Origin of the sequence: Nannocystis pusilla, assembly GCF_026626665.1 — a bacterium.
Taxonomy (GTDB): domain Bacteria; phylum Myxococcota_A; class Polyangia; order Nannocystales; family Nannocystaceae; genus Nannocystis; species Nannocystis pusilla.
The window spans coordinates 4129558-4152878 of the sequence record NZ_JAPNKE010000002.1 but is presented as its reverse complement, the minus strand read 5'-3'; the positions used below and the strand labels follow the sequence as shown (position 1 = coordinate 4152878).

Here is a 23321-nt window from a genome sequence, read left to right as displayed (position 1 = left end):
CGCTGCGCGGGGGAGTGGCGATCTGTCCTCGAGGACAGCCTGACGGTGCGCCTGACTCTGGTCGACGGGCGGACGATCGAGTGGACGCCCGCGGCCGAGGCGGACGAGGCGGGGGCGCGGGTCGGGGTGGTCTGCTACGGGCGCGAGGTGACGGCGGAGGTGGCGGCCGAGAAGCAGGCGCAGATCGAGCACGCGGCGCTGCGGGCGTTCCTCAGCCACTTGCCGACGGTGGTCAGCGTGTTCGATCGCGAGGGCACGTACATGCTGCTCGAGGGCAAGGGCCTCGAGGCGATCGGCATCGCCCCCAATCAGTTCGTCGGGCAAAACGCGTTCGACCTGTACGGGAAGAGCGAGTCGGCGGAGTTCATCCGCCGGGGCCTGGCCGGCGACGTGATGCCGATGACCGTGCTCGAGGAGTACGGGACTTGGGAGAACTGGCACATCCCGGTCCCCGAGGGCAGCGACGCCGGTCTGGTGACGATCACGATCGACGCCACGGCGACCCGCGTGCGCGAGCGGGAGCTGCTCGAGAAGATCGAGCTCATCGAGCGCCAGCAGCGGGTGATCCGCGAGCTGTCGACGCCGATCATCGAGGTGTGGGAGGGGATCCTGGCGCTGCCGATCATCGGCCTGGTCGACAGCGTGCGCACGGCCGAGATCATGGACAGCCTGCTGCAGCACGTCGGCCGCATGCGCGCGCGGCATGCGATCCTCGACATGACCGGGATCGAGGTGGTCGACACGTCGACGGCGAATCACTTGATCTCGATGATCCGCGCGATCCGCCTGCTCGGCGCGGAAGGAGTCATCACGGGCATCAACCCGGGCATCGCCCAGACGATCGTCACCCTCGGCGTCGACCTGCGCGGGATCCAGGTGTTCGCCACGCTGCGTCAGGCGCTCAAGTACTGCATCGGGGCGAAAGAAGCGAAGGCCGCGACGACCTGACGACGCGCGTCGGCCCGCGGTGCGAGGCGCCGCGGGCCGAGTCGTGAGGCGGTGGGCCGCGCTCAGAAGCGGTAGTTGAGGCCGAGGCCGCCGCCGTCGAAGCGGGGCATCGGCGCGACCGCGAGGCCGGTCTTGCCGACCGGGATGCCGGCGAAGTTGCGCTCCCAGTTCTTGTAGCGCGAGTAGCGGACGGCGCCGACGACACCCATGAGGAAGGTGGCGATCTGGATGCCGGAGACGAGGAACAGGCCGAAGGTCTCGCGCGCGCTGTCGGAGCCCTGCGCGGCCAGCATCGGGCCGACGAACGGGACCATCAGCGCCTTGCCCATCTCGCGGCAGTCGTGCTTGCCGCGGTTGCAGCCGCCGTGGCCGTCGTGGCTCATGGCGCCGGCCCAGGCGGTGAGCAGGTAGGTGGTGCCGAACATCGAGAAGCCGGCGATCATCAGGCCGAGGCCGCGCTTGGGCGGCGGGACCGGGCGGCGCGGGGCCGCGGGCGGGGCCGGCGGCGGGGCGACGATCACGGTGGTCGTGGTCGGGCCGCGCAGCGAGGGGTCGCTGTAGGGCTGGACCGTCGGCGTGGTGACGACCACGGCCTCGGCCACCACCGGCTCGGGCGGGGCCGGCGGCGCCTCGGGCACCGGCACGGCCTCGACGATCACCTCGTGCGTGCCGGCCGGGGCGTAACCCGCGGGGACGTCGCCGTCGGCGTGCAGCTGGACGAGGTAGGGGCTGGCGGCGGCGGTGTTCGGGACCAGCGGGAGGCCGACGAGGCTGACGGCGGCGGTGAGGGCGGCGATGCGTGACGTGAACATGAGGACAGGTCCTTGAGTTCAGGTGACCGGGGGCGAGGGGAAGTGCCGCGGGGCGTGGTGAAGACGCGAGGTGGCGCGGAGCGTGAAAGAGGTCGAAGCGGGCGCCCAGGGTGAGGGTGCCGCCGTCGAGGAAGCGGGTGGGGGCGACGCCGAGGCGCAGCTTGTTGCCGAGCTTGAGGCCGTCGACGCCGACGTAGCGCGGCTCGCGGCCGTCGCGGACGAACTGCACGGTGCCGATGATGCCCATCGTCAGGCCGGCGATCTGGACCAGCGCCGGGAAGGCCATCAGGACCTTGGGCGTGATCGCGTCGGTCTCGATGTAGGGGATGGCCATGAACGGGCCGATCGCGGGGATCAGGCTGAAGGCGGCGGCGTTCTTGCAGTTCGGGTTGCGGGTCAGGTTGCAGGTGTCGTGGACGATGGCGGCGACGAAGGCGGTCGCCAGGTACGACGAGCCGAACATGACCCAGCCGCCGATCATCAGGCCCTTGCGGCGCTTGCGGGGCATCGGCGGCGGCGGGGCATAGCCGACGGTGGGCGTGCTGCCGGGGTCGGCGTACGGCTGCGGACCCTCGACGACCGGGGCGGGCGCGGCGGGGTCGGCGTAGGGCTGGGGCGCAGGCGCAGCGACGGGCGCCGGAGCGGCGGGGCCGGACTCGACGACGACGGTGGTCTCCGTCGCGGGCTGCTGGGCGTTGGAACGAAGGGACAGGTTCGCAGGGACATGTCCCCAAGGACTGGCGAAGACCTCGGGGCAGGCGAGCGTGACGGCGAGGGCGGCGGCGAGCGGGGCGGCGCGGCGGATCATGCTGGGCTCCTCAATGGGGGCGAGCGTGCATTGTTTGCCCCCGGGTCCTGGCCTCAGCAAGACGCGTACTTCCGCCCGACGCCCGGGGGCCGGCCGCAAGTCTGCGAGATCGTTCGAGGCCGGCCGGCTGCGCGGGAACGACGGGCGGCGGTGGTGTAGCGAGATGCCGCGCCGCCGCTGCAGGCCACGACGCGTCGATCACGTCGGCCGGACCGCGGCGGATGCGAGCGGGAAGCGGACCTGGAGCTCGGCGCCGCCGCCCGGGCGCGCGGCCGCCACGGCGTCGCCGCCGTGCCCACGGGCCAGCTCGCGCACGAGGGCGAGGCCGAGGCCGGTGCCCGGGGTGTGGGCGTCGCGCTCACGCGCGACCCGGTAGAAGCGGTCGAACACGCGGTCGCGGTCGGCCTCGGGGATGCCGGGGCCGCGGTCCTGGACGCGCAGGATGGCCTGGTCGGCTAGGGCGGCGAGCTCCACGCGCAGGCCGGCCGCGCGCGCGTCGGCGGCGTACTTGAGGGCGTTGTCGAGGAGGTTGACGAGGATCTGCTCGACCGCCTGCGGGTCGCTGCGGACGGTCACCGGCTCGTCGGGGAGAGCGAGCTCGACCGGCGGGAAGCCGCGCCGCTCGACGTGACGCGCCTGGTCGTCGACGATGTCGCGGATCTGCGCGGCGAGATCGCCCGGCCGCAGCTGCAGGACGCGCCGGCCCTCCTCGAGCTGGGCGACCGCGAGGACGTTCTCGACCAGGCGGCTCAGTCGCACGCTCTCGTGGGCGAGGTCGTCGTAGAAGACGGGCAGGCGCTCGGGCGCGACGAGGCCCTCCTGCAGCATCTCGGCGTGCATGCGAAGGGTGGTCAGCGGGGTCCGCAGCTCGTGCGAGACGGCCGACACGAAGGCGGTCTTCTGCGCCGACAGCTCGTCCGACCGCCGCGCGGCCCGGGCGATGGCGACGATCGCCGCCGCGACCACGCCGCCGAGGCCGAGCAGGACGCCGAGCTGCAGGACGAGCGAGCCGCCGGGGGGAGCGGAGGGGCGGGGAAGCAGAACGAGAGGTCGGGCAGGACCTCGTCGTGGACCGGCCGCGCGAGCGCGCAGGCGCCGGTGGCGGAGGTCGCGGCGATCGTCGGGGTGGCCTCCGGGAGGGCGTGGCGGGCGACCAGGGCGCCGAGCCACTCGCCGGCGAGGCGGCCGCGGTCGAGCACCGCGCCCTGCACCGAGCCGGCGCCGGCGTGGCTGACGACGCGCTGCAGGACGACGACGTCGCCGAGCCGCAGGTAGGCCATCGGCGAGTAGTCGAGGCTCGGGCCTGCCTCTTGGGGAATGTCCTCGAGGGCATGTTCTTTCGGCAATGGCCGTTGCGACATGTCCGATAGAGCATTCCCGTCGGCGTCGGCGGCGCGCTGCTGCTGGATCGCCTCGAACACCGGCTCGGCGCTGGCCTGCTGCGGGGGAGAGGCGCTCTGGGCCTGCTGGCTCTGGATCGTGTCCCAGGTGACGAGGTTGCGGCTGGTCTGCGGCAGGCGGACCTTCTGGGTCCGCTCGGCGGCGAGGGCGTCGCCGCGGCGGGCGTCGGCGAGGTCGCGGTAGGCGGCGTTGCCCATGTCGTTGAGGGCGTAGGTGAGCGACTGGTCGCGGCCGGCGGCGCCGCTGCCGAAGCTGAGGGCGCGCAGCGGGGCGAACTCGGGGCCGGCGACGGTGGCCTCGACGGCGACGGCGCGCGGCGAGCCGCCGGGCTCGAGCGCGTAAGGGGTGCGCACGCGGCCGTCGGGATCGATCTGGAAGTAGGCGGAGATCCGCGGGTCGTCGGGCGCGCCGGCCAGCGGGGAGAGGGCCACGGCCTCGCCGAGCGCGAGCACCTCGGGCGGGCGGTAGAACCGGCCGTAGTGCTCGAACGGGCGCGCGTCCTCGCGGCGGCGCAGCTCCTCGAGGCTCTCGCGCGCGGCGGCCCGCAGCAGCTCGGCCGCCTGGACCAGCTCGCCCTCGCGCTGCTCGGCGAGCATGTTGCGCTCGCGCAGGTCGGCGAGCAGCCAGCCGAGGGCGAGGACGAGGGTCGGCGCGGCGACGCCGAGGCCGAGGGCGAGGGTGCGACGGCGGGCGGGGGTCATCGCGCGTCCCAGCGGTAGCCGCGGCCGCGGACGGTGCCGATCCAGTCGTCGCCGCCGGGCAGCTGGCGCAGCTTGCCGCGCAGCTGCAGGATGTGGACGTCGACGGTGCGGGTGCGGACGGTGCCGTCGTGGTAGCCCCAGACCTGGGTGAGGAGCTCCTCGCGGGTGACGCCGACGCCGGGCCGGGCGCGCAGGAAGTCGAGGATCAGGCCCTCGCGGGCGGTGAGATCGAGCTGTCCTCCGGGCCAGGTGACGCTGAGGCGGGCGAGGTCGACGAGGGCGTCGCCGACGCGGAACGACTGGCTGGCCGGGGCGGGGCGGTTGCGGCGGAGCAGGCCGCGGGCGCGCGCGAGGAGCTCGCGGATGCCGAACGGCTTGGTGACGTAGTCGTCGGCGCCGGCGTCGAGGCCGGCGACGATGTCGGCCTCGGCCCCGCGCGCGGTCAGGACGAGCACCGGGACGAGGTCGCCGCGGGCCCGGGTCTGCCGCAGGACGCCGAGGCCGTCGACGCCGGGCAGCATGATGTCGAGGAGGACCAGGTCGAACTGGGCGCAGGCGAGGCGCGCGAGCGCGGCGTGGCCGTCCTCGGCGACCTCGAGGGTGTAGCCCTGCGAGCGGAACAGCTCGACGAGGCCGTGACGGATCGCCGGCTCGTCCTCGACGATCAAGATCCGCGGGGCAGGCTCGGTCACGCCGACGATCGTGGCACAGATCGCGGCGGCGTCGGTAAGAGGTCGGTAAAACCTCGCGGACGCGAAAGAGCCCCGGCGACACGAGGTGCGGCCGGGCTCGCGGCGCGTTCCGGGGTCTCAGTTGGAGGCGAAGGTGGGCAGCTCGACGCGGGGGCCGAGGGTGAGCTCGACGTGGCCGAGGCCGTGGAACTGCTCGCCGTCGATGACGGGGTTCAGGGCCTCGCCGTCCACGGCGGTGATCCGCACGCGGCGGGCCTTGTCGTCGTAGACCTTGCGGCCGAGGATCGGGGTGCCGAGGACGATGTTGGGGACGTTGGCGACGACGCCGATCGGGGTGGTGTCGAGCGCCTGGAAGTGGAGGACGCCGCCCTCGCGCGCGTGGCGGAAGCAGCGGACGACGCCGGCGAGGTTGATGTCGATCGCGCCGACCTGCATCGAGGCGAAGCTGGCGAACGGGAGCTCGCGGCCGTCGACCTCGACGCGGGCGCGCGTGGGCCGGAAGAAGTCGGTGGCGTAGCTGCGCATCTCGTCGGGGATGAAGCGCTGCAGCGGCGGAGCGAGGTTGCTGGCGAGGGTGCTGACCAGCGCGCCGCCGGCGGCGGCGCCGATGACCCCGGCGATGGCGAGCGCGCCGCGCTCCTTGGGCAGGGCGTAGAAGCGGTCGAAGAACGCCTGGGCGACGCCGCCGAGCGCGGCGGCCAGGCCGACGCGCTCGAACGCGGGCGCCTGCGGGCTGTCCGAAAGTTCCTGTCCGATCGGCGCGCCGACGATCTTGCAGGTGTCGATCGTGACGGTGGGGATCGGCTCGCCGCGCTCGAGCCGGCCGACGAGGCGGCGGACGATCGAGTCGGCGTCGCCCTTGAGGCCGGCCTTGCGGGCGACGAAGTCGACGGTGCCGCCGTTGGTGGGGACGACGATCGGGAGGCGGGCGGCGCCGGTCTGCCGGGCGTCGGCGTGGAGGGTGTTGAGGACCCAGTGGAGGGTGCCGTCGCCGCCGTCGCACACGAAGTAGCGGCAGCCGGCCTCACGCAGGTTACGAATCGCCTTCGGCAGCTCGTCGAGGCGCCGGGTCTCGACGACCGCGCCGTAACGTCCGACGGCCTGCTCGAGGGCGCGCCGACGCTGCGGCCGGCGGTAGTTCTTCTTCGAGTTGGGGTTGGTGATGATGCCGACGTCCATTGCGACCCCGAAGTGCCGAGGGAAGACATTACGCGCCCCGATCGGGAGCGACAAATTCTGACGAGGGCCCGCTGAGCACGCCGTGCGCCGCGACGCGGGCGGTGTGCAATCGAATGCGCAGTGTGTCACTCGGGCAGCGCGGCGCAGCGGCGGCGGAACATCGATCCCTCGCCGCGCTCCTCGGGCGACGCGGTCGGCTGCGCAGGCCGGTGCGCACGGCGATCGCGGCGCTCGTGAGTGAAGGTCCGCCGCCGCTGCGCCCGCGGGCCCGCGGGCCCGGGCCGATCCCCGGGCCCAGCGGCGTGGTGCGCAGTGACGCGCGCAGCGAGGGCGGGGGCGGCAGGTGTCCCGAAAGTCAGGCGCAGCGAACGGCGGGGGCGGCGCCCGGCGCCCGGCCGACGTGCGCCTGCCCCCGAGGGCATGCTCTAAAAAACATGTCCCGAGAGACCGATCGAGTCGATGGTCGGGTCGCCGCTCCGGCGAGGCGGGGGACGCAGCCAGGGCGACGGGGACCCCGGCACCTCATGTAAGGAGGTCCCGAGGGACCGATCGAGTCGAGCGTCGGGTCGCCGCACCGGTGAGGCGGGGAAACGCAGCCAGGGCGACGGGGACCCCGGCACCTCATGTGAGGACATGTCCCGAGGAGCCGATCGACGCGGGGCAACGAGCCCCTCGCGGAGAGCGGCCGTCAGGTCGCGGCAGCGGCGAGGTGGCGGCGGAACGCGGCCAGGGCGACCGCGGACCGCTCGCGCACCTCGGGGTCCGGGTCTTCGCTCGCCATCGCTTCGAGCAGGGGCAGGAACTCCGGCCAGGTCGGGTACGCGGCGGCCGTGAGCGCCTTGCTCCGCAGCGCCGGGTCCTCGTCGGCGAGCAGGCGGGAGAAGTGGTCGAACACGCGCGGGTCGAACGAGGGCGGCGCGAGCACGCCGAGCGAGGCGATCACCGGGAACGACCGCGCGGCGTCGGCATCGACGGCCAGCGCGGCGAGCAGCGTCGCCAGCGAGAGGCCGTCGAGCTCGTCGATCGCGTCCGCGGCCAGGCTCGCCTCGTCCGCGCCGTCGACGACGAGGTAGGCGACGCCGGCGAAGCGATCGTCGAGCCGGTGCAGCCGCGTCGCGCCGTCGCGGCTGATCCAGATGACCTCCTCGGGGTTGGCGTCGCTCTCGGGGACCTTGTCGTAGAAGACGAGGCCGCGGTCCGCGGCGAAGCAGGAGACCTTCCACGAGGTGACGCGATCCTCGATGACGATGCGTTGCATGGCTGTCTCGAGGGACCTGCTCCGAGAGACCTGTCCGAAGGGGCTATTCCTTCTTGCGGGTGAACCAGGCGCGGATGCCGGCGAACAGGCCGACGATGGCGAGGACGATGAACTTGCCGCCCTTGGCGAGGAGGGCGAACAGGCCGGCCTTCATCGCCAGCTTGCCGGCGATGAGGCCGCCGATGCCGTAGGCCGCGACGGTGTCGATGTCGGGGTTGAAGTCGCCGTAGCGGTTGCCGTCGTCGAACTCGACGCGGCCGTAGATCGTCTCCATCTCGGGGCGGATCTGCGGGAGCTGCGTCATGCCGGACACCGCGTTGAGCTCGAGCACGCCCTTGCGGCCGAGCACGCGCACGGCGTAGTTGAGCGAGTTCTCGCCGCCGTCGTCGCCGCCGAGCTCCTTGGCCCAGTAGAGGCTGTGGCGCGACTGGTCGTAGTGCGGGGGCTCGGCCCAGCCGACCAGGTGCATGGCCGGGAAGCCCATGGCCTTGCGCGACTCGTTCTCCTTCTCGGTCGCCTCCTTCATCTGCGTCAGCAGCTCGTCGTAGTCGATGCTGGCGGCGTCGGCGTCGTCGACGTGGCCCTCCTCGACGTAGGAGACGACGACGCCCCAGCCGCGCGGGTCGGCGGGGCTCAGCTTGGCCGGGACGATCATGCCGAGCGGCTGATCGCCGGGCGGGTTGTGCCAGGCCTCCTCGATGACGCGGCGGGCGTCGGCGGGGCCGAGGAAGCGGTAGTCCTCGCCGAGGTGCAAGGTGGCGAGGCCGTCGCCGACCTTGATGTCACCTGTCTGATAGGTCAGCTTGCTGTCGAACTCGGCGCCCATGAGGATCGCCAGGCCCTCGGCGATCAGCGTCTCGTCGGCGGTGAGGGCCTCGCCGCGGTCGAGCTTGCCGGCGAGCGCCTGAATGCCGGCCTCGTCGATCGCGGCCAGCTTCTCCTGCTGGGCGGGGCTGAGCGCGTCCCACCCGGGCGGCGGGGCCTCGTCCTGCGCGGCGCCGGGCTGCGGGGCCGCGGCGCTGTTGCCGTCCTCGAACACGGTGGCGCGAGCGGTGAGCGGGGCGCCGGCGAGGAGCGCTCCGAGGACGAGGGCGACGTGCTTCATCGCGCCAGGCTAGCACCGGGCTCAGGCGGACGATAGTCGTCAGGGCCGGGCCGCGACCGCGCCCGCGAGCAGTTCGGCGATCTGGTTCTGGAGATCGCGCGCCTGCGGGGCGGCGAAGGTGTCGAGGTCGTTGAAGAGGATGGCGAAGGCGAGCGGGGGGCGGCCGACGGCGCCGGCGTAGCCCGAGAAGGTCGAAACGCCGTCCAGCGAGCCGGTCTTGGCGCGCACGAAGCGGGCGGCCCGGCCCTCCTGCATGCGCCCGCGCAGGGTGCCGTCGACGCCGGCGATCGGCAGCGAGGCGAGGAAGTCGGCGCCGTAGCGGAAGTCGCGGTGGACGGCGATCAGGAGCTGCACCAATTGCGCGGCGCTGATCCGGTTGGCGTCGTAGAGGCCGGAGCCGTTGTTGTAGACGAAGCCGTCGACGCCGACGCCGAGGCCCGCGAGCCAGGTGCGCACGCGCGCGAGGCCGCCGGCGAAGCTGGCCGGGGTGTGGTCGTCGAGGCTCTTGAGGATGTGCTCGGCGACGTAGTTGTTCGACAGCTTGTTGACGCTGCGGACGAGCACGCTGAGCGGCTCGCTGCGCACGAGGGCCAGGCGCTCGCTGTCCTCGGGGACAGCTTCGGACTTGACCGCGGCGCGCCCGAGGCTGACGCCGCGCTGCTTGAGGACGAGGCGGAACACCTCGCCGGCGTACTCGGCCGGGCGGGCGACGGGGTAGCGGTACTCGGCCGCGGCGGCGTCCTTGCCGATGGTGCCGTCGACGGCGATCTCGACCACGCCGGCGTCGGTGGTGCCGATGGCGAGCTTGAGCTGGTTGCGCGCGCCGGTGGCGGTGGTGGCGGTGTTGGCCTTGAGCTTGAGCGAGGGGACCGGCGGGTCGATGGCGACGATCGCCGGGTCACCCTCGCCGGCGCCCGGGCGGGCGAGCACGACGTAGGTGCCGAAGTTGACGGCCGTGGCCCCGCCGGGGGCGCGGAACGAGGCGAGCTCGTCCTTCTGATCGAACAGCGGCGGCAGCTCGTCGCGGTCGTAGGCGGTGCTGTCGAGGACGAGGCCGCCGGTGATCTTGGTGACGCCGAGGGCTCGCAGGTCGCTGGCCAATTGATAGAGGTCGGCGGTGACGAGCGAAGGATCGCCGCCGCCCTTGAGATAGAGGTCGCCGTCGACGGTGTGGCCCTTGAGCGCGCCCTTCTTGGCGTAGACGCGGGTGACGTAGCGGTGCTCGGGGCCGAGGAGCGACAGCGCGGCGGCGGTGGTGACGAGCTTGATGTTGCTGGCGGGGTTGAGGCCGAGGTCGGGGTTCTTCTCGTAGAGCCGGGCGCCGGTGGCCATGTCGACGACGAGCAGGCCGATGCGCGCGCGAGCCAGGATTGGCCTGCAGCAAGAGGTCGATCTGGCCGGCGAGGTCGGTCGGCGCGGCGGCAGGCGCGGACTCGGCGACCGGGGCCGCGGCCGACGGGGGCGGAGCGAGGCAGCACACGAAGGCCGCGGCGGCGATGGCGAGGCGCTGGCCGAACGAGGGGCGCACCCGGCCAGGCTACGTGATTTGCCGGCCGAACGTCCAATTGCGTCGCGCCGCGCGCCGTGCAGGCCGGCCGCGAAGCAGAGAACCTGGGGTGATCGGGCGGCCGTCTTCGCCGCCGCCCGGCCGGCGATCTTGGGTATGCTGTTGGCCTCGGCAGGAGCGCTCATGACGGTCGCGCGGAGCTTGCGGTGGTTCGGTCTCGGTCTCGGGCTGTGCGTCGCGTGGCCGCACGCGCTGGCCGGTCCGCCGCAGCTGGCCGCGGAGGCGCGCGCGCTGCCGGTGGCGCTGCGCGACGGGGCGGCGACGGTGGCCCACAAGTCGTACACGCTGCACGGGATCCCGGTGCGCGGGGCGTTCGCGACGGTGCTGTCCGACAGGACAGGTGAGCGCGAGGTCGCGTCCTCGCGGCCGCTCGCCGGTCCGCAGTTGCGGCCCGAGGAGGCGCGGATCGAGGTGGGCGAGGCGGAGGCGATCGCGGCCGCCCACGTTCACGCGGAGGGGCCCGAGGCGTCGGGTACGCTGGTCTACAAGCTGATCCTCGGCGAACCGGTGTTGGCCTACGAGGTCGATCTGCCGCTGCAGTGGGACCCGGAGCCGAGCAAGAAGACGATCTGGGTGTCGGCGAGCTCGGGCATCGTGCTGGACGAGTGGGAGCACGTGCGGTCGTCGCGGGCGCGGGTGTTCCAGACCAACCCGGCGTCGACGCCGGTGCCGATCGAGGTCGAGCTGGCGGGCATCCACGCGACCGGGCCGGGGCAGCCGCTCGAGGGCGACAGGATCCGCTCGTTCAACTGCACGCTCGAGGCGCCGGAGGAGGACCAGATCCAGCCGTGGTGGGCCGAGGGCAAGTGCTACGCGGTCCACCGCGCGCTGTCGGACGAGAACGGCGACTACTTCCTGCCGCTGCCCGACGTCATCTTCCCCGCGGACAACGCCGACGACGACGACCTGTACGCCGAGCTGTCGATGTACTACCACGCCGAGCGCTTCATCGACGAGATGAAGCGGTTCGGGGTCGACGCGTTCAAGTGCGCGCTGTCGACGATGCTCGCCAACTACCGCACGAGCGAGCTGTCGACGGCCTACCCCGACCTCGATTACACGCCGCTCAACAACGCCTACTGGACCAACACGTGCGACCCGGAGAAGGGGCCGACGATGATCTTCGGCCAGGGCACGGCGGTCGACTTCGGCTACGACGGCGACGTGGTCTACCACGAGCTCGGCCACGGGATGGTGTCGCTGCTGACGCCGAACGGGCTCGGCGACCGCACGCTGCGCAGCGACGGGGTGCTGAACGACGCCGGCGGGCTGAACGAGGCGATCGCCGACTACTTCTCGGTGATCCTCGCCAACGAGCCGCTGCTCGGCGACTACGTGGCTCGCTTCTGGCCCGGCTACGGCAACGCGATCCGCAACGCGGAGAACACCAAGCGCTGCCCCGACAACACGGTCGGTCAGGTCCACAACGACGGCGAGCCGTTCATGGGCGCGATGTGGGCGGCGCGCAAGCGGATCGGCCGCGAGAAGATGGACCCGGTGGTGTTCGAGCTGCTGCCGCGCCTGCCGAGCGACGCGGACCTCGAGACGGCGAGCTTCGCGGTGCTCGAGATCGCGGAGGAGGCGCTGGCGCGCGGCGAGTGGACCCAGAGCGACGTCGATCAGCTGGTCCGCGGCTTCGACTCGCGCGGGCTGTACGACTGCCCGCGCGTCCACGTCGACCCGGACAAGGTGGCGAGCGGGGCGTCGCTGTACCTGCGCGGCAAGACGACCGGGGTGACGCCGTTCTTCCCGGGGCCGATGCAGCTGCGCCACGAGGTGCCGCAGGGCAGCGACAACGTGATCGTGCGCTTCCGCCTCGGCGGCGACGCGGGGCCGCCGGACAACCCGACGGGCGTGGTGGTGCTGCTCAAGCGGGCCGACGAGCCGATCGCGTTCGAGTACACGCTGACGGCGGTCGACAAGAACCCGGACGGCTCGAACAAGGGCTCGGTCCGCGAGGTCATTCAGGTGTCGGGTGACTGGGACCACCAGCTGGCGGCGAGCCGCCTCGGCGATTCGGACAACCAGCTGGTGCTGCGCGGGTTCCGGCCCGGCGAGGTGGTCCACGTGGCGCTGGCCAACCTGACGACGGGGGAGCAGGTCGCCAGCGGGACGTCGATCGTCAGCGTGCCGCCCGAGTTCCTCGACGAGGGCACGGTGACGGTCGATGTCGGGCCGCCCGAGGTGGTGACCGACGGGCAAGGCGTCGACGCGTCGGAGGTCCACACCGCCGAGCCCGAGGCCAGCTGCGCCTGCCGCAGCGACGGGGCATCGGCGCCGCTGGCCCTGCTGGCGCTGCTGGGGCTGCGCCGCGGGCGGAGGCGGCGCTAGGGAATGGCTGGCCTTCGGGACAGGTTGTCGACGATCTGGAACACGCTGCTGCCGCTGGCGCTGGTGGTCCTGATCGTCGGGCCCGCGCTGCCGAACGCGGCGCTCGGCGGGGTTCCGTCGACGCTGGCGCAGTGGCAGAAGAAGATCAGCGTGGTCCAGACGTGGAACATGTACGCGCCGGACCCGACCCGCGCGCACACGTACATCGCGGTGTACGCGGAGTTCGAGGACGGCCGCCGCGAGGCGCTGCCCGAGGCCGCGCAGGCGCAGCACGGCTGGGGCTCGACGTGGGCGTGGCAGAAGACGCGGGTCGACATCTGGCGCTACTACGCGGTGCTGAACCCCGACAAGCCGAACAACAACCGGCTGTGGTACCTCCGCTCGCTGTGCGTGCGCGAGGCCCTGGCCCGCGAAGAGCCGCCGCGCAAGATCGTGGCCGAGCGGGTCCGCCGGCGCTTCACCCCGCCCGACCGCGTGCGCGCCGGCAAGCCCGGGCTCGGTCCGGCCGAGCGCAAGCCGCTGGCGACGATCGACTGCAAGACCTGGCCGGTGCGCGAGATGCTGGCGGACGCGCAGGCTCGCCATGGCTGAAGGGTCAGGTCCGGACGGGCAGGGCGGTGAGCTCGCTGCGGTGGGGATCGCGGCGAGCACCGGGATGGCCGATGTGACAGGTTCCGAGGGACATGGCGCAGAGGACATGCCGGAAGCGGCGATGACCGGGGAGGGGGGCCGTTCGAGGCGAGCAGAGGGCGGGTCTCCGGGGGACCGGCGCTCGCAGGTCCTGTCGAAAAGGGCGCGATGGACAGGCGCGGGCGGCTGGCTCGCCTGCGCGACGCGCTGCTGACGGGGGAGGAGGATCCGGCGGCGCTCGGGCTGCTGCGGATCGGGCTGGTCGCGGTGTTCACCGCGAGCCTGCTGTCGCACGTCGGCTCGGTGGCCGAGTATTTTTCGAGCGCGTCGCCGCTGGCCGGGCAGTACGCGCGCCAGGCGTTCCCGACCCGCTGGTCGCTGTTCTTCACGATCGACGATCCGCTGGCGGTGCAGGCGATCTTCGCCGCCGGGGTGGTGGCGCACGTGCTGTGGCTGGTGGGGCTGTTCACGCGGCCGGCGGCGCTGCTGAGCGCGCTGGTGTGGGTCAGCATGGTCGGGCGCAACCCGCTGCTGTACGCGATGCCGGACCAGCTGCACTCGGCGATGATCGTGTGGCTGGCGCTGATGCCGACGGGCCGCGGGCTCAGCCTCGACGCGCGCTGGCGCGGCAAGGGCGGGCCGGTGCCGGTGTGGTGCCGCCGCATCGTGCAGCTGCAGCTGGCCGTCGTGTACACGTCGACGGGGCTGGCCAAGCACGGGGCGACCTGGAAGTCGGAGGGGACGGCGATCTACTTCTCGCTGGTCAGCCCCTACAACCGTCACTTCGACCTCTCGCGCGTGCTGGCGACGCTGCAGCCGTACGTGCTGCGGCCGATCACGTGGCTGGTGCTGGCCTGGGAGGTCGGCTTCAGCGGGTTCGTGCTGGCCCACTGGCTGCGCGAGCGGTGGCGCAGGGTCCCCGACCTGCGCTGGCTGTTCCTCGGCTTCGGGGTGGCGATGCACGTGGGCATCCAGATGATGATGTACGTCGAGTGGTTCACGCCGCTGACGCTGGCCTGCTACCTGGCGTTCCTACGGCCCGACGAGGTGCGGCGGATCGTGCGGCGGTTCGCGCGCGGGTGAACGATCGGGCATGTCCGAAGGGGCATGCGCGAAAGGGCATGTTCTACGGAGCATGCTGTATGAGACATACGACGCCGGCACGGGGTTCGCCGAGGGCGCGCGCCGCCTCGCGCGCGCGAGGCCTGGACGCTGCGGGGGCGGCGCGCGAGGTCGGTCCCGCGATCGCGTCACCGTCGCCCGCGAGGCCGGCGGACGCCACAGACCGAGCCCCGACGGGCTGGCTGGCTCAAGAGGCAGGCGGGGCGGCGGCCGGGGTCGACTGCGCGGCGTCGGGCTCGGCGGCGTCGGGGTGGGCGCGGCGCCAGGCCTCCTCGGCGGCCAGGCGCTCGCGCGGGTGGTGGATGACGCCGACGACGTCGCCGCCGCAGCGCGGGCAGACCTTGTCGCCGGAAGCCAGAGTGGCGCCGCAGCGCGGCTCGGAGCAGCGAGACTCGCGGAGGAAGCGGCCGAGGACGAGGCCGGTGACGCCGAGGCCGACGGCGATCATGGGGATCGTGCCGGCCTCGAGCTGAAGGCCGCCCTTCATGCCGGCGACGACGCCGCCGAGCATGAGCGCGCCCATGCCGAGAGTGCGGCCGAGCCGGGCGGCCATGCTGCGCTCGACGCGGAACACGGGCTTGCCGGCGTTGATGCCGGCGATCCCGGGTCCTCGTCACGCCGGGCCTCGGGGGCGGCGTCGGGGTCGTCGGTGAAGGGGACGGTGAGCGCGGCGAGGTCGGGCGGGGAGGGCCACTGCTCCGGCGGCGGCAGGCCGAGCTGCTGGCTCACGGGCGGCTCGGCGCGGTCGAGCGCGGCGTAGGCGTGGCGCAGGAAGGCGGCCTGGTTGGCTTGCAGGAGCTTGCCGATCCGCTGCCGCTCGGCCCGCGGGAGGACGCGCGTGCAGCTGGGCGGCGAGGAGGAAGCAGAGCGATTGCGGCGAGAGGACGCCGAGCCGCGCGGGGGCGCGGCGGGTCTGCATCGGGCCGGCTGCCGTGCGGACGGTGTAGCGCAGGGCGGCGTCGGCAGTGAGCACGCCGAAGCCGAGGAAGACGCCGGTGAGGTCGATGCGCGGGTCGAAGGCGTCGGTGGTGGGGAGGCCGAAGTGACGGCGATAGAGGTGGGCGACGACGCGAGCGGCGGCAGCGACGATGGTGTGCGGGTCGACCATGGCCGAGCTCTCGGCGCCGACCTTGACGAGGTCGCGCTCGAAGCCGGCGAGCCAGACGACGAGGTCGTGGCCGCGCGACGAGCTGGGCTTGCCGAGCACCTCGCCGCGGCGGGCCGGATCGGCGTCGTAGATGGCGACCTCGACGCGAACTGGCCGAGGCCGGCGTAGCCGAGCAGGCGCCGCACGAGCCGCCGCAAGCTGGCCTCGCCGCCCTGCCAGCGATCGGGGAAGAACCGGGCGCTCGGCTCGAGCAGCGGGGCGACGAGCAGCGGCGCCGGACCCCGCGCCTTGACGAGCGCGGCCATCTGGTCGAGCAGGGTGCGACGCTCGTCCAGGGGCGGCAACATCAGGCCGTCGTCGTCTCGCTCGGTCGACACGGCGGGGAGGTGTAGCACAGCCGCCTGGGCGCCTGACGAATCCGGCGCGGCAGCCCGGCTCACCGGTGTGCGAGCGTCCACGCCTCGCGCTCGCCGACGTCCCCGGTTCGCGCCGGCCGGTCGCTCGGAGGGCCGATGCGGACGGTCCGCCGCGCCGGCCGCCGCCGCAGTCTCCAGGTGGTGAGCGGCGCTTCGCAGCGAGATGGCGGGCTCGTCGGTGTGTCGCGCGGCACTCGGGCGCGATGCGAACGGTGTTCGGATCGATCCTGGCGGTGAGGGCGGCCGGCGGACGAGAGAAGAAGGGGGCGAGGAGGGAACTGCTCGCGGATACGACCTCGGCGGGTCGGGACGTGGGCGAAGGCCGGGCCGTCGTCGGGAGAGCGCACGCGGGGAGCGCGTGGCCGCCCGCGATCTGTCCTCGGGGACAGCCTTGAGCCATCCCGCCTCGGGACCGGGGGCGAGGCTGTCCTGGGGGACATCTTCTGGACGGCGGCGGCTCGGCGAGACTTGCTGTCCTCGGGGACAGATCACGACCGGCGGGCCATCGCTCGGCTGGGTTCGAGCTGTCCTTGAAGACAGAACGAGAGGCGTGGGTCGGGGGCCGGCAGCAGCGTGATCCGTGCCTTGTTGACCGCGATGTCGATGTTCCGAGCGAGGTCGGTGCGGAGGCATCGTCGGCGTTGCTGCCGCGGTCGCCCTGGCAGTCATTTTGACTCGTATGTACCGTCACGGTCTCGCTGTTGCGCGCGCTCGTCGTGGTCCGGCACCCGCCCGGTGCCGGCGGCTTCATCGAGCAGTGCGCCGTCGATCCTCGCGCACCTTGGGACTGGGGGGCGCGGCGGAGCTGGCGCGTCGACGACCGCAGGCCTCGGCGCGTCGAGTACGACCGGTGAGTCGTCGCTCTGAACTGTCCTCGGGGACAGTATCGGTGACTCGAGCAGTGCGCTGTCGATCCTCGCGCACCCATGGGACTGGGGCGCGGCGGAGCTGGCGGCGTCGACGACCGCAGGCCTCGGCGCCTCGAGTACGACCGGTGAGTCGTCGCTCTGAACTGTCCTCGGGGACAGTATCGGTGACGAGGAGCCGCCGAGGAGGCCCGGCGGCGCCCCGCGAGCGCTCAGCCCTTGGCCTTGCCGCCGGGCTGTCCCTTGGGACTGGTGGCCTCGGCCGGGGGCTTGGTGGCGGGCTGTCCCTTGGGACTGGTGGCCTCGGCGGGAGGCTGTCCCTTGGGACTGGTCGTGCCCTTGGCGGCGGGCTGGGCCGGGCTGGTCGGCTCGGCGGTCCCGGGCGCCTTGGCGGGCTTTCCGGGCGGGCTCTCGGCCTTGCGGGCTTGACCGCCGTTGCTCGGGACGGGCTCCACCGGCTGACCCTTGGTCTTGCCGCCGGACTTGCCGGGCTGTCCCTTGGTGCCGGTGGTGGGGGCGAGCTCGGGCTCGGGTTCCGGCGCGGGCTCGGGCTCGGGCTCGACGGGCTCCGCCTCGAGCTCTTCCTCGAGCGGGGCGGCCTGCTCCGGCGGCGGCGGGACGTAGGGCGCCGGCACGATCGGGTAGACCTTGCTCTCGGTGGCGAGGACGTGCTCGAGCAGGAGCGGCTCGCCGCTGGCCCGTCGCGCGCGCAGGACCACGACGGCCCGCTCGCCGTCGCCGAGGCCGGTGGGGATCCCGTTGACGCGGTTGCGCTCGCCGGGGCGCAGGGCGACCTTGCGGACGATGGTGCGCGCGCCGGCGGCGTCCTGACGCAGGACCAGGACGACCGCGTCGACGAGGCCGGGCGGGACCATGAAGTCGAGGTTGCCGGCGGCGGCGTCGAAGTCGAGCTCAGGCCAGGTCGGCCACAGCCAGTCGAGCAGCGAGCGCGTGACCTCGATCGCCCGCGGGGCGAGGTGGACGAACTGCTCGCGGTAGACGGCCTCGTCGACGTAGGGGCGGACGCGGCCGTCGTCGTCGGTGTCGAAGGCGGCCAGCGGGCGGCCGGTGCCGCTCTGGACGTAGCCGCGCGCGGCCGGCCACGGGTGCAGGCGGGCGCCCTCGAGCTCGGCGGGGTCGAGGCGGCTGCCCTGCAGCAGCTCGGCGGCGGCGGCCTCGGGGGTGAGGTCGTCGTCGAGGAAGCGCGGGGCCGGGACGCTGGCCTCGGACAGGAAGCGGCGGGCGGTGAAGACCGCGAGGCCTTCGTAACCTGTCCCTTCGGGCAGGACGAGCGCGCCGGGCTCCTTGCTGGGGGCGGCGCCGCCGAACAGGTGCTCGGCGAGCGAGCCGGCCACGGGGATCCCGCGGGCCTGGGCGATCTGGTCCTGGGTCGGGCGGCCGGGCAGGGCGCTGCGGCCGAAGGCGAGCCGGGCCAGCTCGGCGAACGGCAGGCCGCGGTCGCCGGGGCTGGGCGAGAGCGGGCTGAAGAAGCCGCTGACGTCGCCGCGCGCGTGGGCCGGGACGGCGAGGTCCTGGACGACGTGGAGCAGGGCGCCGAGGCCGACCAGCGCGAGCGCGAGGTGGTGCGCGCGCGCCTCGGGGTCGGGCAGGGTGGAAGAGAGCTCGAGGTGGCGCCACATCTGCGGCGGGGCCAGCGGGTCGGCCTCGTCGCGCAGGAAGGAGATGACCGAAGGGCCCTGTCCCGAAAAACCTGTCTGTGTGGCCAGGGCGGCGGCCGAGCCGCCGTTGTGCCGGACCTGGCGCAGGCGCAGCAGGCCGGGGCGCGACTGCGGGTCGCTGAAGTCGCGGCGCAGCGGGTCGTCGCGGTCGACGAAGTGGTGGACGGCCCGCGCCGAGGGCACGAGCTCGGCGAGGACGCCGACCTGCAGCCACTGCAGCGCCGGCAGCTCCCACAGGTCGCCCTGGACGCAGTAGCGCTGGGTCTCGATGGGGGCGCCGAGGCCGGGGCAGGCCCCGGGCCCGCCGAGCGCCTCGAGGCCGCCGTGCTGCAGCGCGGCGGTCAGCATGCGCCGCTCGGGCGCGGACAGCCGCCGGGGGTCGATGCGCAGCGGGGTGAAGAGGCCGCGCTGCAGCTCGCTGGCGGCCATCCAGCGCAGGTGCAGGGCGCTCTCGAGCAGGGCCCGGTCGACCATGCCGAGGTGGGTGGCGCGGGCGTCCCAGGCGGCCGCCGGCGCGGGGACGGCGAACACCGCGAGGGCCGCCGCGAGGGCCGAGCGCCGCAGCCAGCCGCGCAGGCCGCCGCCGCGTGTCTCGCGGGACAGGGCGGAAGCGACCTGGCCCTCGAGACCGGTCGAGCCCGCGGGGCGAGCGTCGAGGGGGGCCGGGGCGAGCGCGCGCCGTCTGTCTCGGAGGACATGGTCGAAGAGACATGGCCCTCGGGGCCGGTCGAGCCCGCGGGGCGAGCGTCGAGGGGGGCCGGGTCGAGCGCGCGCCGCCTGTCTCGGAGGACATGGTCGAAGAGACATGGCCCTGGGGGCCGGTCGAGCCCGCGGGGCGAGCGTCGAGGGGGGCCGGGGCGAGCGCCGCAGCCAGCTGCGCAGGCCGCTCATGGCCGCTTGCCCTTCCCGGCGGGTTGGCCTGACTCTGGGGACATGGTCGAAGCGCCCTGTCCCTTGGGACCGGTGGCGCCGGTGGTGGGACCTGACTCTGGGGACATGGTCGAAGCGCCCTGGCCCTTGGGACTGGCGACGCCGGCGGGGTTGTTCGCCCCGGCGCCGCTCGGGGCGCCGGTCTTGCCGGGGACGGCGCCGCTCGGGACGCCCGGGGCGCCCTGCGGGGCGGCGGGGGCGTGGCCGCGGCGCCGGCGGGGTCGGGGACCGACTTGAGGCGGTCGAGGCTGCGGTAGACGTGCTTGGCGAGGATCAGCGCGGTGTCGAGGTCGTGGCACTGCTGATCGCCGCAGGTCAGCAGGACGCCGATCTTCTGCGCGCGGTCGACGAAGCCGATCGCGTGGACGCCGTCGGCGGTGGTGCTCCACGTCTCGGGGGTGATGTCGGCGCCCGGCTTGACCTTGCCGAAGGTCTCCTGAATCGTGGCCGCGACCGGGTCCATGCCGCCCGGCGGGGCGCTCCAGACGCGCAGCGCGAGGTCGTGGCGCTCGTCGCTGTTGACGGCCTGCAGGTGGACGCCGTGGTAGAAGCCGGTGCGCTTGAGGTCGGTGAGGTCCTTGACCTCGAAGGCCTCGGTGTAGCCGGTGCGCTGGCGGACCTCGTCGGGCGTGAGCAGGCCGCTGGCGTCGAGCACCTCGGCGACCACCGGCGCGCTCGCCTTGCCTGGCTCTTCTTCTTCGACGACGACCGCAGGCCCGCCGGCGCCGCCGAGAGCGCGGAAGAGGTCGAGGTTGGCCAACTCGGCCTCCCAGCGCACCGCCTTGTGCAGCGGCCGCGGCGGCGCGAGGAACAGCAGGTGCTCGGCGTGCGAGTCGCTGTTCTGCCACTTGCGCAGCTCGACCCGGTTGTGGCGCACGGTGAAGTCGGACCGCGGACCACCGGTCGGCACGGCGTCGGAGCGGTAGCCGGCGTAGCCGCGCTTGTAGACGATGAGGTAGGCGTCGACGAGCCGCGCGGTCGAGCCCCGCACGACGAGCTTGGCCGGCGGGATCCGGTAGCGACCCGTGGCGTCGGTGGTGACGCTGGTCGTTTCCGCGCCCCACGGGCCGATGAAGCCGTCGCCGCGGTCGTACGACCAGACGGCGACCACGGTGGCCTCGGCGACCGGCTCGCTGGTGGCGGCGTCGACGACCTGGCCGTCGAACGGGCCGATCAGCGAGGCGTCGGTGACCACGTCGCGCGCGCCGACGTAGGCCGGCGGGCGCACGATCGGGGCGCAGGCGGCCAGGAGGGGGGCACACAGGGCGGCGGCGACGACCAGGACGGTGCGCAAGCGGCGGATCACGCGGAGCGATCCGCGGCCGAAATCGTCGCCCCGGCGGTCGGCATGCGAGCACGCCGCGCGCCCCGAGGGCGAGGAAGACCGACCTGACGACGGCTCGGGCCCGGCGGGCGAGGGCGACGAGCCTGACTGTGCAATGGCGACGCTCAATTGACGCGGTCCGAGCCGGACGGGTACCCTGGCAGGGCGAATAGCGGGCGAGCGCGGGTCTATCCCACGCGAGCGACCCTGGCAAGCCTTCTCCAGGCACGACGCCGATGACGGAGTGGATCCCCTGTCCCGCCTGTGGCACCGAACACGCCCCAGAGGCCGTCGCGTGCGAGATCTGCGGTTATCGCCTGTCGCCGCCGGCGCCAGTGAGCGCGCTCCCGAAGTGCGCGCGCTGCGGGCAGCCCCTCGGCGACGGCTTCGAGTTCTGCCAGATCTGCGGCCTCCGCGTGCACTCTCGCCGGCCGCGCCCCAGCACGCAGAGCATAAAGTTGATCCCGCGGCGCCTGGCCGAGGGCACGGGCGAGGTGGAGCCGGCACGCTCCCCGGTACCCGATCCGCCGCCGCGTTCTTCCGCGGTCGAGCCGGCCCCCGCCCAGGTCGCCGACGCCGGGGGGATCGTCCCGGCGAGCCCGGCGCCGCAGGTGGTTCAACCTGTCCCGAACGCCAGCCCGGCCGCGGTCGAGGCGGGCGCCGACGGCTCGGCCGACGGCGCGACCGCCGAGGCCGGTCAGGGCTCGTGGGGCCAGGCCCGCGTGGTCCCGCGAGCGGCGGTCGACGACGGGGTGCCGGTCGCGCGCAGACGCCCGGCCCCGGTGACACGGCGCGCATGGGCCAGGCGGCGCCGGCGAGCGAGCAGGCGTCGGTGTCGGTGACCGGCTCGCCGGGCGGACCGTCGTGGTCGGCGCCGATGGCGAGGCTGGCGGTCGAGTCGTCGCGCCGCTCGGCCGGGGCGGCGCCGCTGCGGGTGGTGCTGGTCAAGCGCGACGGCTCGGAGGGCGAGTCGGTGGCGCTGCGCGGGACTCTGGTGGTCGGCCGCAAGCAGGGCGAGCTGCTGTTCCCGAGCGACGAGTTCCTGAGCCCGGCCCACGCCCGCCTCGAGCCGGCGCCCGGCGGGGGGTGCGCCTCGGCGATCTCGGATCTCGCAACGGGGTCTATGTCCGGATCTCGCGGCCGGAACCGGTGTTTCCGGGCGATCTCTTCCTGGTCGGCCACCATTTGTTGCGGCTCGAGAACCTGCCGCCGGGCGGCCGCGAGCAGGAGCTCGACGGCGACTCGACCCGCCTGTTCGGCACGCCGATGCAGCCGGCCTGGGGCCGTTTGACGCTGATCGGGGTCGGCGGGGCCGAGGCCGAGGTCCACTGCCTGCGCGCCCCGCAGATCGTGTTCGGCCGCGAGCTCGGCGACATCATCTTCCCCACGGACCCCTTCGTGAGCTGGCAACACGCGCAACTGGCGATGGAGCTGCGCGGAGACGCGATGACGGTCCTGCTGACCGACCTCCGCTCGGCCAACGGGACCTATCTCAGGATCCGCGGGGATGTCATCCTTCAACCGGGCGACATGTTCCGGGTCGGGGACCAGATCTTCCGCGTGAGGATGCACTGAGGTGGCGCAGCTCGAGGTGTTCGCAAGGACGGAGGTCGGTTGCGTCCGCAAGCGCAACGAGGACCACTTCGTGGTCCAAAACCTCCAGACCGGGGAGCGCGGGCTGCTGCCGCACCAGCGCGTGCAACCGCTGACGTCGCGCGGGACGCTGATCGCGGTGTGCGACGGGATGGGCGGGGCGGCGGCCGGCGACGTGGCGTCGCGGATCGCGGTCGACGTGCTGTCGGCGGTGGTCCACAGCAAGGCGCCGTTCCCCACCACGACGGCGGCCCAGGACGTGATGCACGAGGCGATCACGGCGGTGAACGACAAGATCCGCGCGGCGGCGGTCGAAGACCCGGCGCGCCACGGGATGGGCACGACGCTCACCGCGGCCCTGGCCTTCGGGCCAGAATTGCTGATCGGCCACGTCGGCGACTCGCGGGCGTACATCCGCCGCGGCCGCTCGCTGACGCAGATCACGACGGACCACAGCGTGGTCGGCCAGCTGATCGCGGCCGGCCGCCTGCGCCCCGACCAGGCCCGCGACTACGAGCACCGCAACGTGCTGCTGCAGGCGCTCGGGGTCCAGCCGCGCGTGGGCCCGGAGTTCGACGTGGTGCAGCTGCGCGCCGGCGACGTGCTGATGCTGTGCAGCGACGGCCTCACCGGGCCGGTCACCGACGAGCAGATCCTCGGGCTGATGCTCCGCTACGAAGACCCGCTGCGCTGCTGCCGGGCGCTGACCGAAGCGGCCTGCGCTGCGGGCGGGCCCGACAACGTGACGGTGGCGATCGCGCGATTCTCGGGCGAGGGCCTGGAGCTGCCCCACGGCCGCGAAGAGGTGGCCGTGCACCGCGTCCAGCTGGCGGTCTGACGCGAGCGTGCAT

At 73.5% G+C, this 23321-nt stretch carries 20 protein-coding genes; 10 read left to right on the top strand and 10 right to left on the bottom strand.

The window, feature by feature from the left end:
- The first annotated feature begins 45 nt into the window (after window positions 1-45).
- Complete coding sequence (locus OV079_RS18245; protein WP_267770081.1) at window positions 46-948, top strand: STAS domain-containing protein; 903 nt, start codon at window positions 46-48, stop codon at window positions 946-948.
- 62 nt (window positions 949-1010) lie between these two features.
- Here OV079_RS18245 and OV079_RS18240 read toward each other — a convergent pair whose 3' ends face one another.
- Window positions 1011-1760, bottom strand: a complete 750-nt coding sequence (locus OV079_RS18240; protein WP_267770080.1) for a hypothetical protein — start codon at window positions 1758-1760, stop codon at window positions 1011-1013.
- A gap of 332 nt (window positions 1761-2092) precedes the next feature.
- On the opposite strand from OV079_RS18240, the gene OV079_RS18235 reads away from it, so the two are divergent.
- The gene (locus OV079_RS18235; protein WP_267770079.1) at window positions 2093-2287 is read left to right on the top strand and encodes a hypothetical protein; all 195 of its coding nucleotides are present in this window, start codon (window positions 2093-2095) and stop codon (window positions 2285-2287) included.
- 479 nt (window positions 2288-2766) lie between these two features.
- Here the strand turns inward: OV079_RS18235 and OV079_RS18230 are convergent, their stop codons facing one another.
- From OV079_RS18230 to dacB, 7 genes are all read right to left on the bottom strand, one after another.
- A complete protein-coding gene (locus OV079_RS18230; protein ID WP_267770077.1) occupies window positions 2767-3456 on the bottom strand; it encodes a sensor histidine kinase in 690 nt (229 codons plus the stop codon).
- Entirely contained in the window at window positions 3420-4670 is a 1251-nt protein-coding gene (locus OV079_RS18225) for a hypothetical protein (protein WP_267770075.1), read from the bottom strand. The genes OV079_RS18230 and OV079_RS18225 overlap by 37 nt, the downstream gene beginning before the upstream one ends.
- Window positions 4667-5362, bottom strand: coding sequence for a response regulator transcription factor (locus OV079_RS18220; RefSeq protein WP_267770074.1), 696 nt, complete (start codon window positions 5360-5362; stop codon window positions 4667-4669). The genes OV079_RS18225 and OV079_RS18220 overlap by 4 nt, the downstream gene beginning before the upstream one ends.
- 117 nt (window positions 5363-5479) lie before the next feature.
- Entirely contained in the window at window positions 5480-6541 is a 1062-nt protein-coding gene (locus tag OV079_RS18215; protein ID WP_267770073.1) for a diacylglycerol/lipid kinase family protein, read from the bottom strand.
- 688 nt (window positions 6542-7229) lie between these two features.
- On the bottom strand, window positions 7230-7799 hold the full coding sequence (locus OV079_RS18210) for a HEAT repeat domain-containing protein (protein WP_267770071.1): 570 nt from the start codon (window positions 7797-7799) through the stop codon (window positions 7230-7232).
- A 43-nt stretch (window positions 7800-7842) separates the two neighbouring features.
- Entirely contained in the window at window positions 7843-8904 is a 1062-nt protein-coding gene (locus OV079_RS18205) for a DUF2167 domain-containing protein (RefSeq protein WP_267770070.1), read from the bottom strand.
- Window positions 8905-8943: 39 nt separating this feature from the next.
- The gene (gene dacB, locus OV079_RS18200; RefSeq protein WP_267770069.1) at window positions 8944-10596 is read right to left on the bottom strand and encodes a D-alanyl-D-alanine carboxypeptidase/D-alanyl-D-alanine endopeptidase; all 1653 of its coding nucleotides are present in this window, start codon (window positions 10594-10596) and stop codon (window positions 8944-8946) included.
- Between dacB and OV079_RS18195 the strand changes: the two genes are divergently transcribed.
- The 3 genes from OV079_RS18195 to OV079_RS18185 all read left to right on the top strand — a co-directional run bounded on the left by OV079_RS18195 (window position 10595) and on the right by OV079_RS18185 (window position 14515).
- The gene (locus OV079_RS18195; RefSeq protein ID WP_267770068.1) at window positions 10595-12802 is read left to right on the top strand and encodes a hypothetical protein; all 2208 of its coding nucleotides are present in this window, start codon (window positions 10595-10597) and stop codon (window positions 12800-12802) included. The genes dacB and OV079_RS18195 overlap by 2 nt on opposite strands.
- 3 nt (window positions 12803-12805) lie before the next feature.
- The gene (locus OV079_RS18190; RefSeq protein WP_267770067.1) at window positions 12806-13393 is read left to right on the top strand and encodes a hypothetical protein; all 588 of its coding nucleotides are present in this window, start codon (window positions 12806-12808) and stop codon (window positions 13391-13393) included.
- A 207-nt stretch (window positions 13394-13600) separates the two neighbouring features.
- The gene (locus OV079_RS18185) at window positions 13601-14515 is read left to right on the top strand and encodes an HTTM domain-containing protein (RefSeq protein WP_267770066.1); all 915 of its coding nucleotides are present in this window, start codon (window positions 13601-13603) and stop codon (window positions 14513-14515) included.
- Window positions 14516-14741: 226 nt separating this feature from the next.
- Here the strand turns inward: OV079_RS18185 and OV079_RS18180 are convergent, their stop codons facing one another.
- Window positions 14742-15128, bottom strand: a complete 387-nt coding sequence (locus tag OV079_RS18180) for a zinc ribbon domain-containing protein (protein ID WP_267770065.1) — start codon at window positions 15126-15128, stop codon at window positions 14742-14744.
- Between the two features lie 264 nt (window positions 15129-15392).
- Here OV079_RS18180 and OV079_RS18175 point away from each other — a divergent pair, with 264 nt between their 5' ends.
- Complete coding sequence (locus tag OV079_RS18175; protein WP_267770064.1) at window positions 15393-15830, top strand: hypothetical protein; 438 nt, start codon at window positions 15393-15395, stop codon at window positions 15828-15830.
- Window positions 15831-17156: 1326 nt separating this feature from the next.
- On the opposite strand, the gene OV079_RS18170 is transcribed toward OV079_RS18175, so the two are convergent.
- Window positions 17157-19154, bottom strand: a complete 1998-nt coding sequence (locus OV079_RS18170) for a hypothetical protein (protein WP_267770063.1) — start codon at window positions 19152-19154, stop codon at window positions 17157-17159.
- 658 nt (window positions 19155-19812) lie between these two features.
- On the opposite strand from OV079_RS18170, the gene OV079_RS18165 reads away from it, so the two are divergent.
- The 4 genes from OV079_RS18165 to OV079_RS18150 all read left to right on the top strand — a co-directional run bounded on the left by OV079_RS18165 (window position 19813) and on the right by OV079_RS18150 (window position 23308).
- A complete protein-coding gene (locus OV079_RS18165) occupies window positions 19813-20946 on the top strand; it encodes a hypothetical protein (protein WP_267770062.1) in 1134 nt (377 codons plus the stop codon).
- A gap of 167 nt (window positions 20947-21113) precedes the next feature.
- Window positions 21114-21719 carry a double zinc ribbon domain-containing protein gene (locus OV079_RS18160; protein ID WP_267770060.1) on the top strand — a complete coding sequence of 202 codons (606 nt, stop codon included), beginning with the start codon at window positions 21114-21116 and terminating at the stop codon, window positions 21717-21719.
- A gap of 244 nt (window positions 21720-21963) precedes the next feature.
- Entirely contained in the window at window positions 21964-22452 is a 489-nt protein-coding gene (locus OV079_RS56045; RefSeq protein ID WP_267770059.1) for an FHA domain-containing protein, read from the top strand.
- A gap of 1 nt (window position 22453) precedes the next feature.
- Window positions 22454-23308, top strand: a complete 855-nt coding sequence (locus OV079_RS18150; protein WP_267770058.1) for a PP2C family protein-serine/threonine phosphatase — start codon at window positions 22454-22456, stop codon at window positions 23306-23308.
- Window positions 23309-23321: the final 13 nt, after the last annotated feature.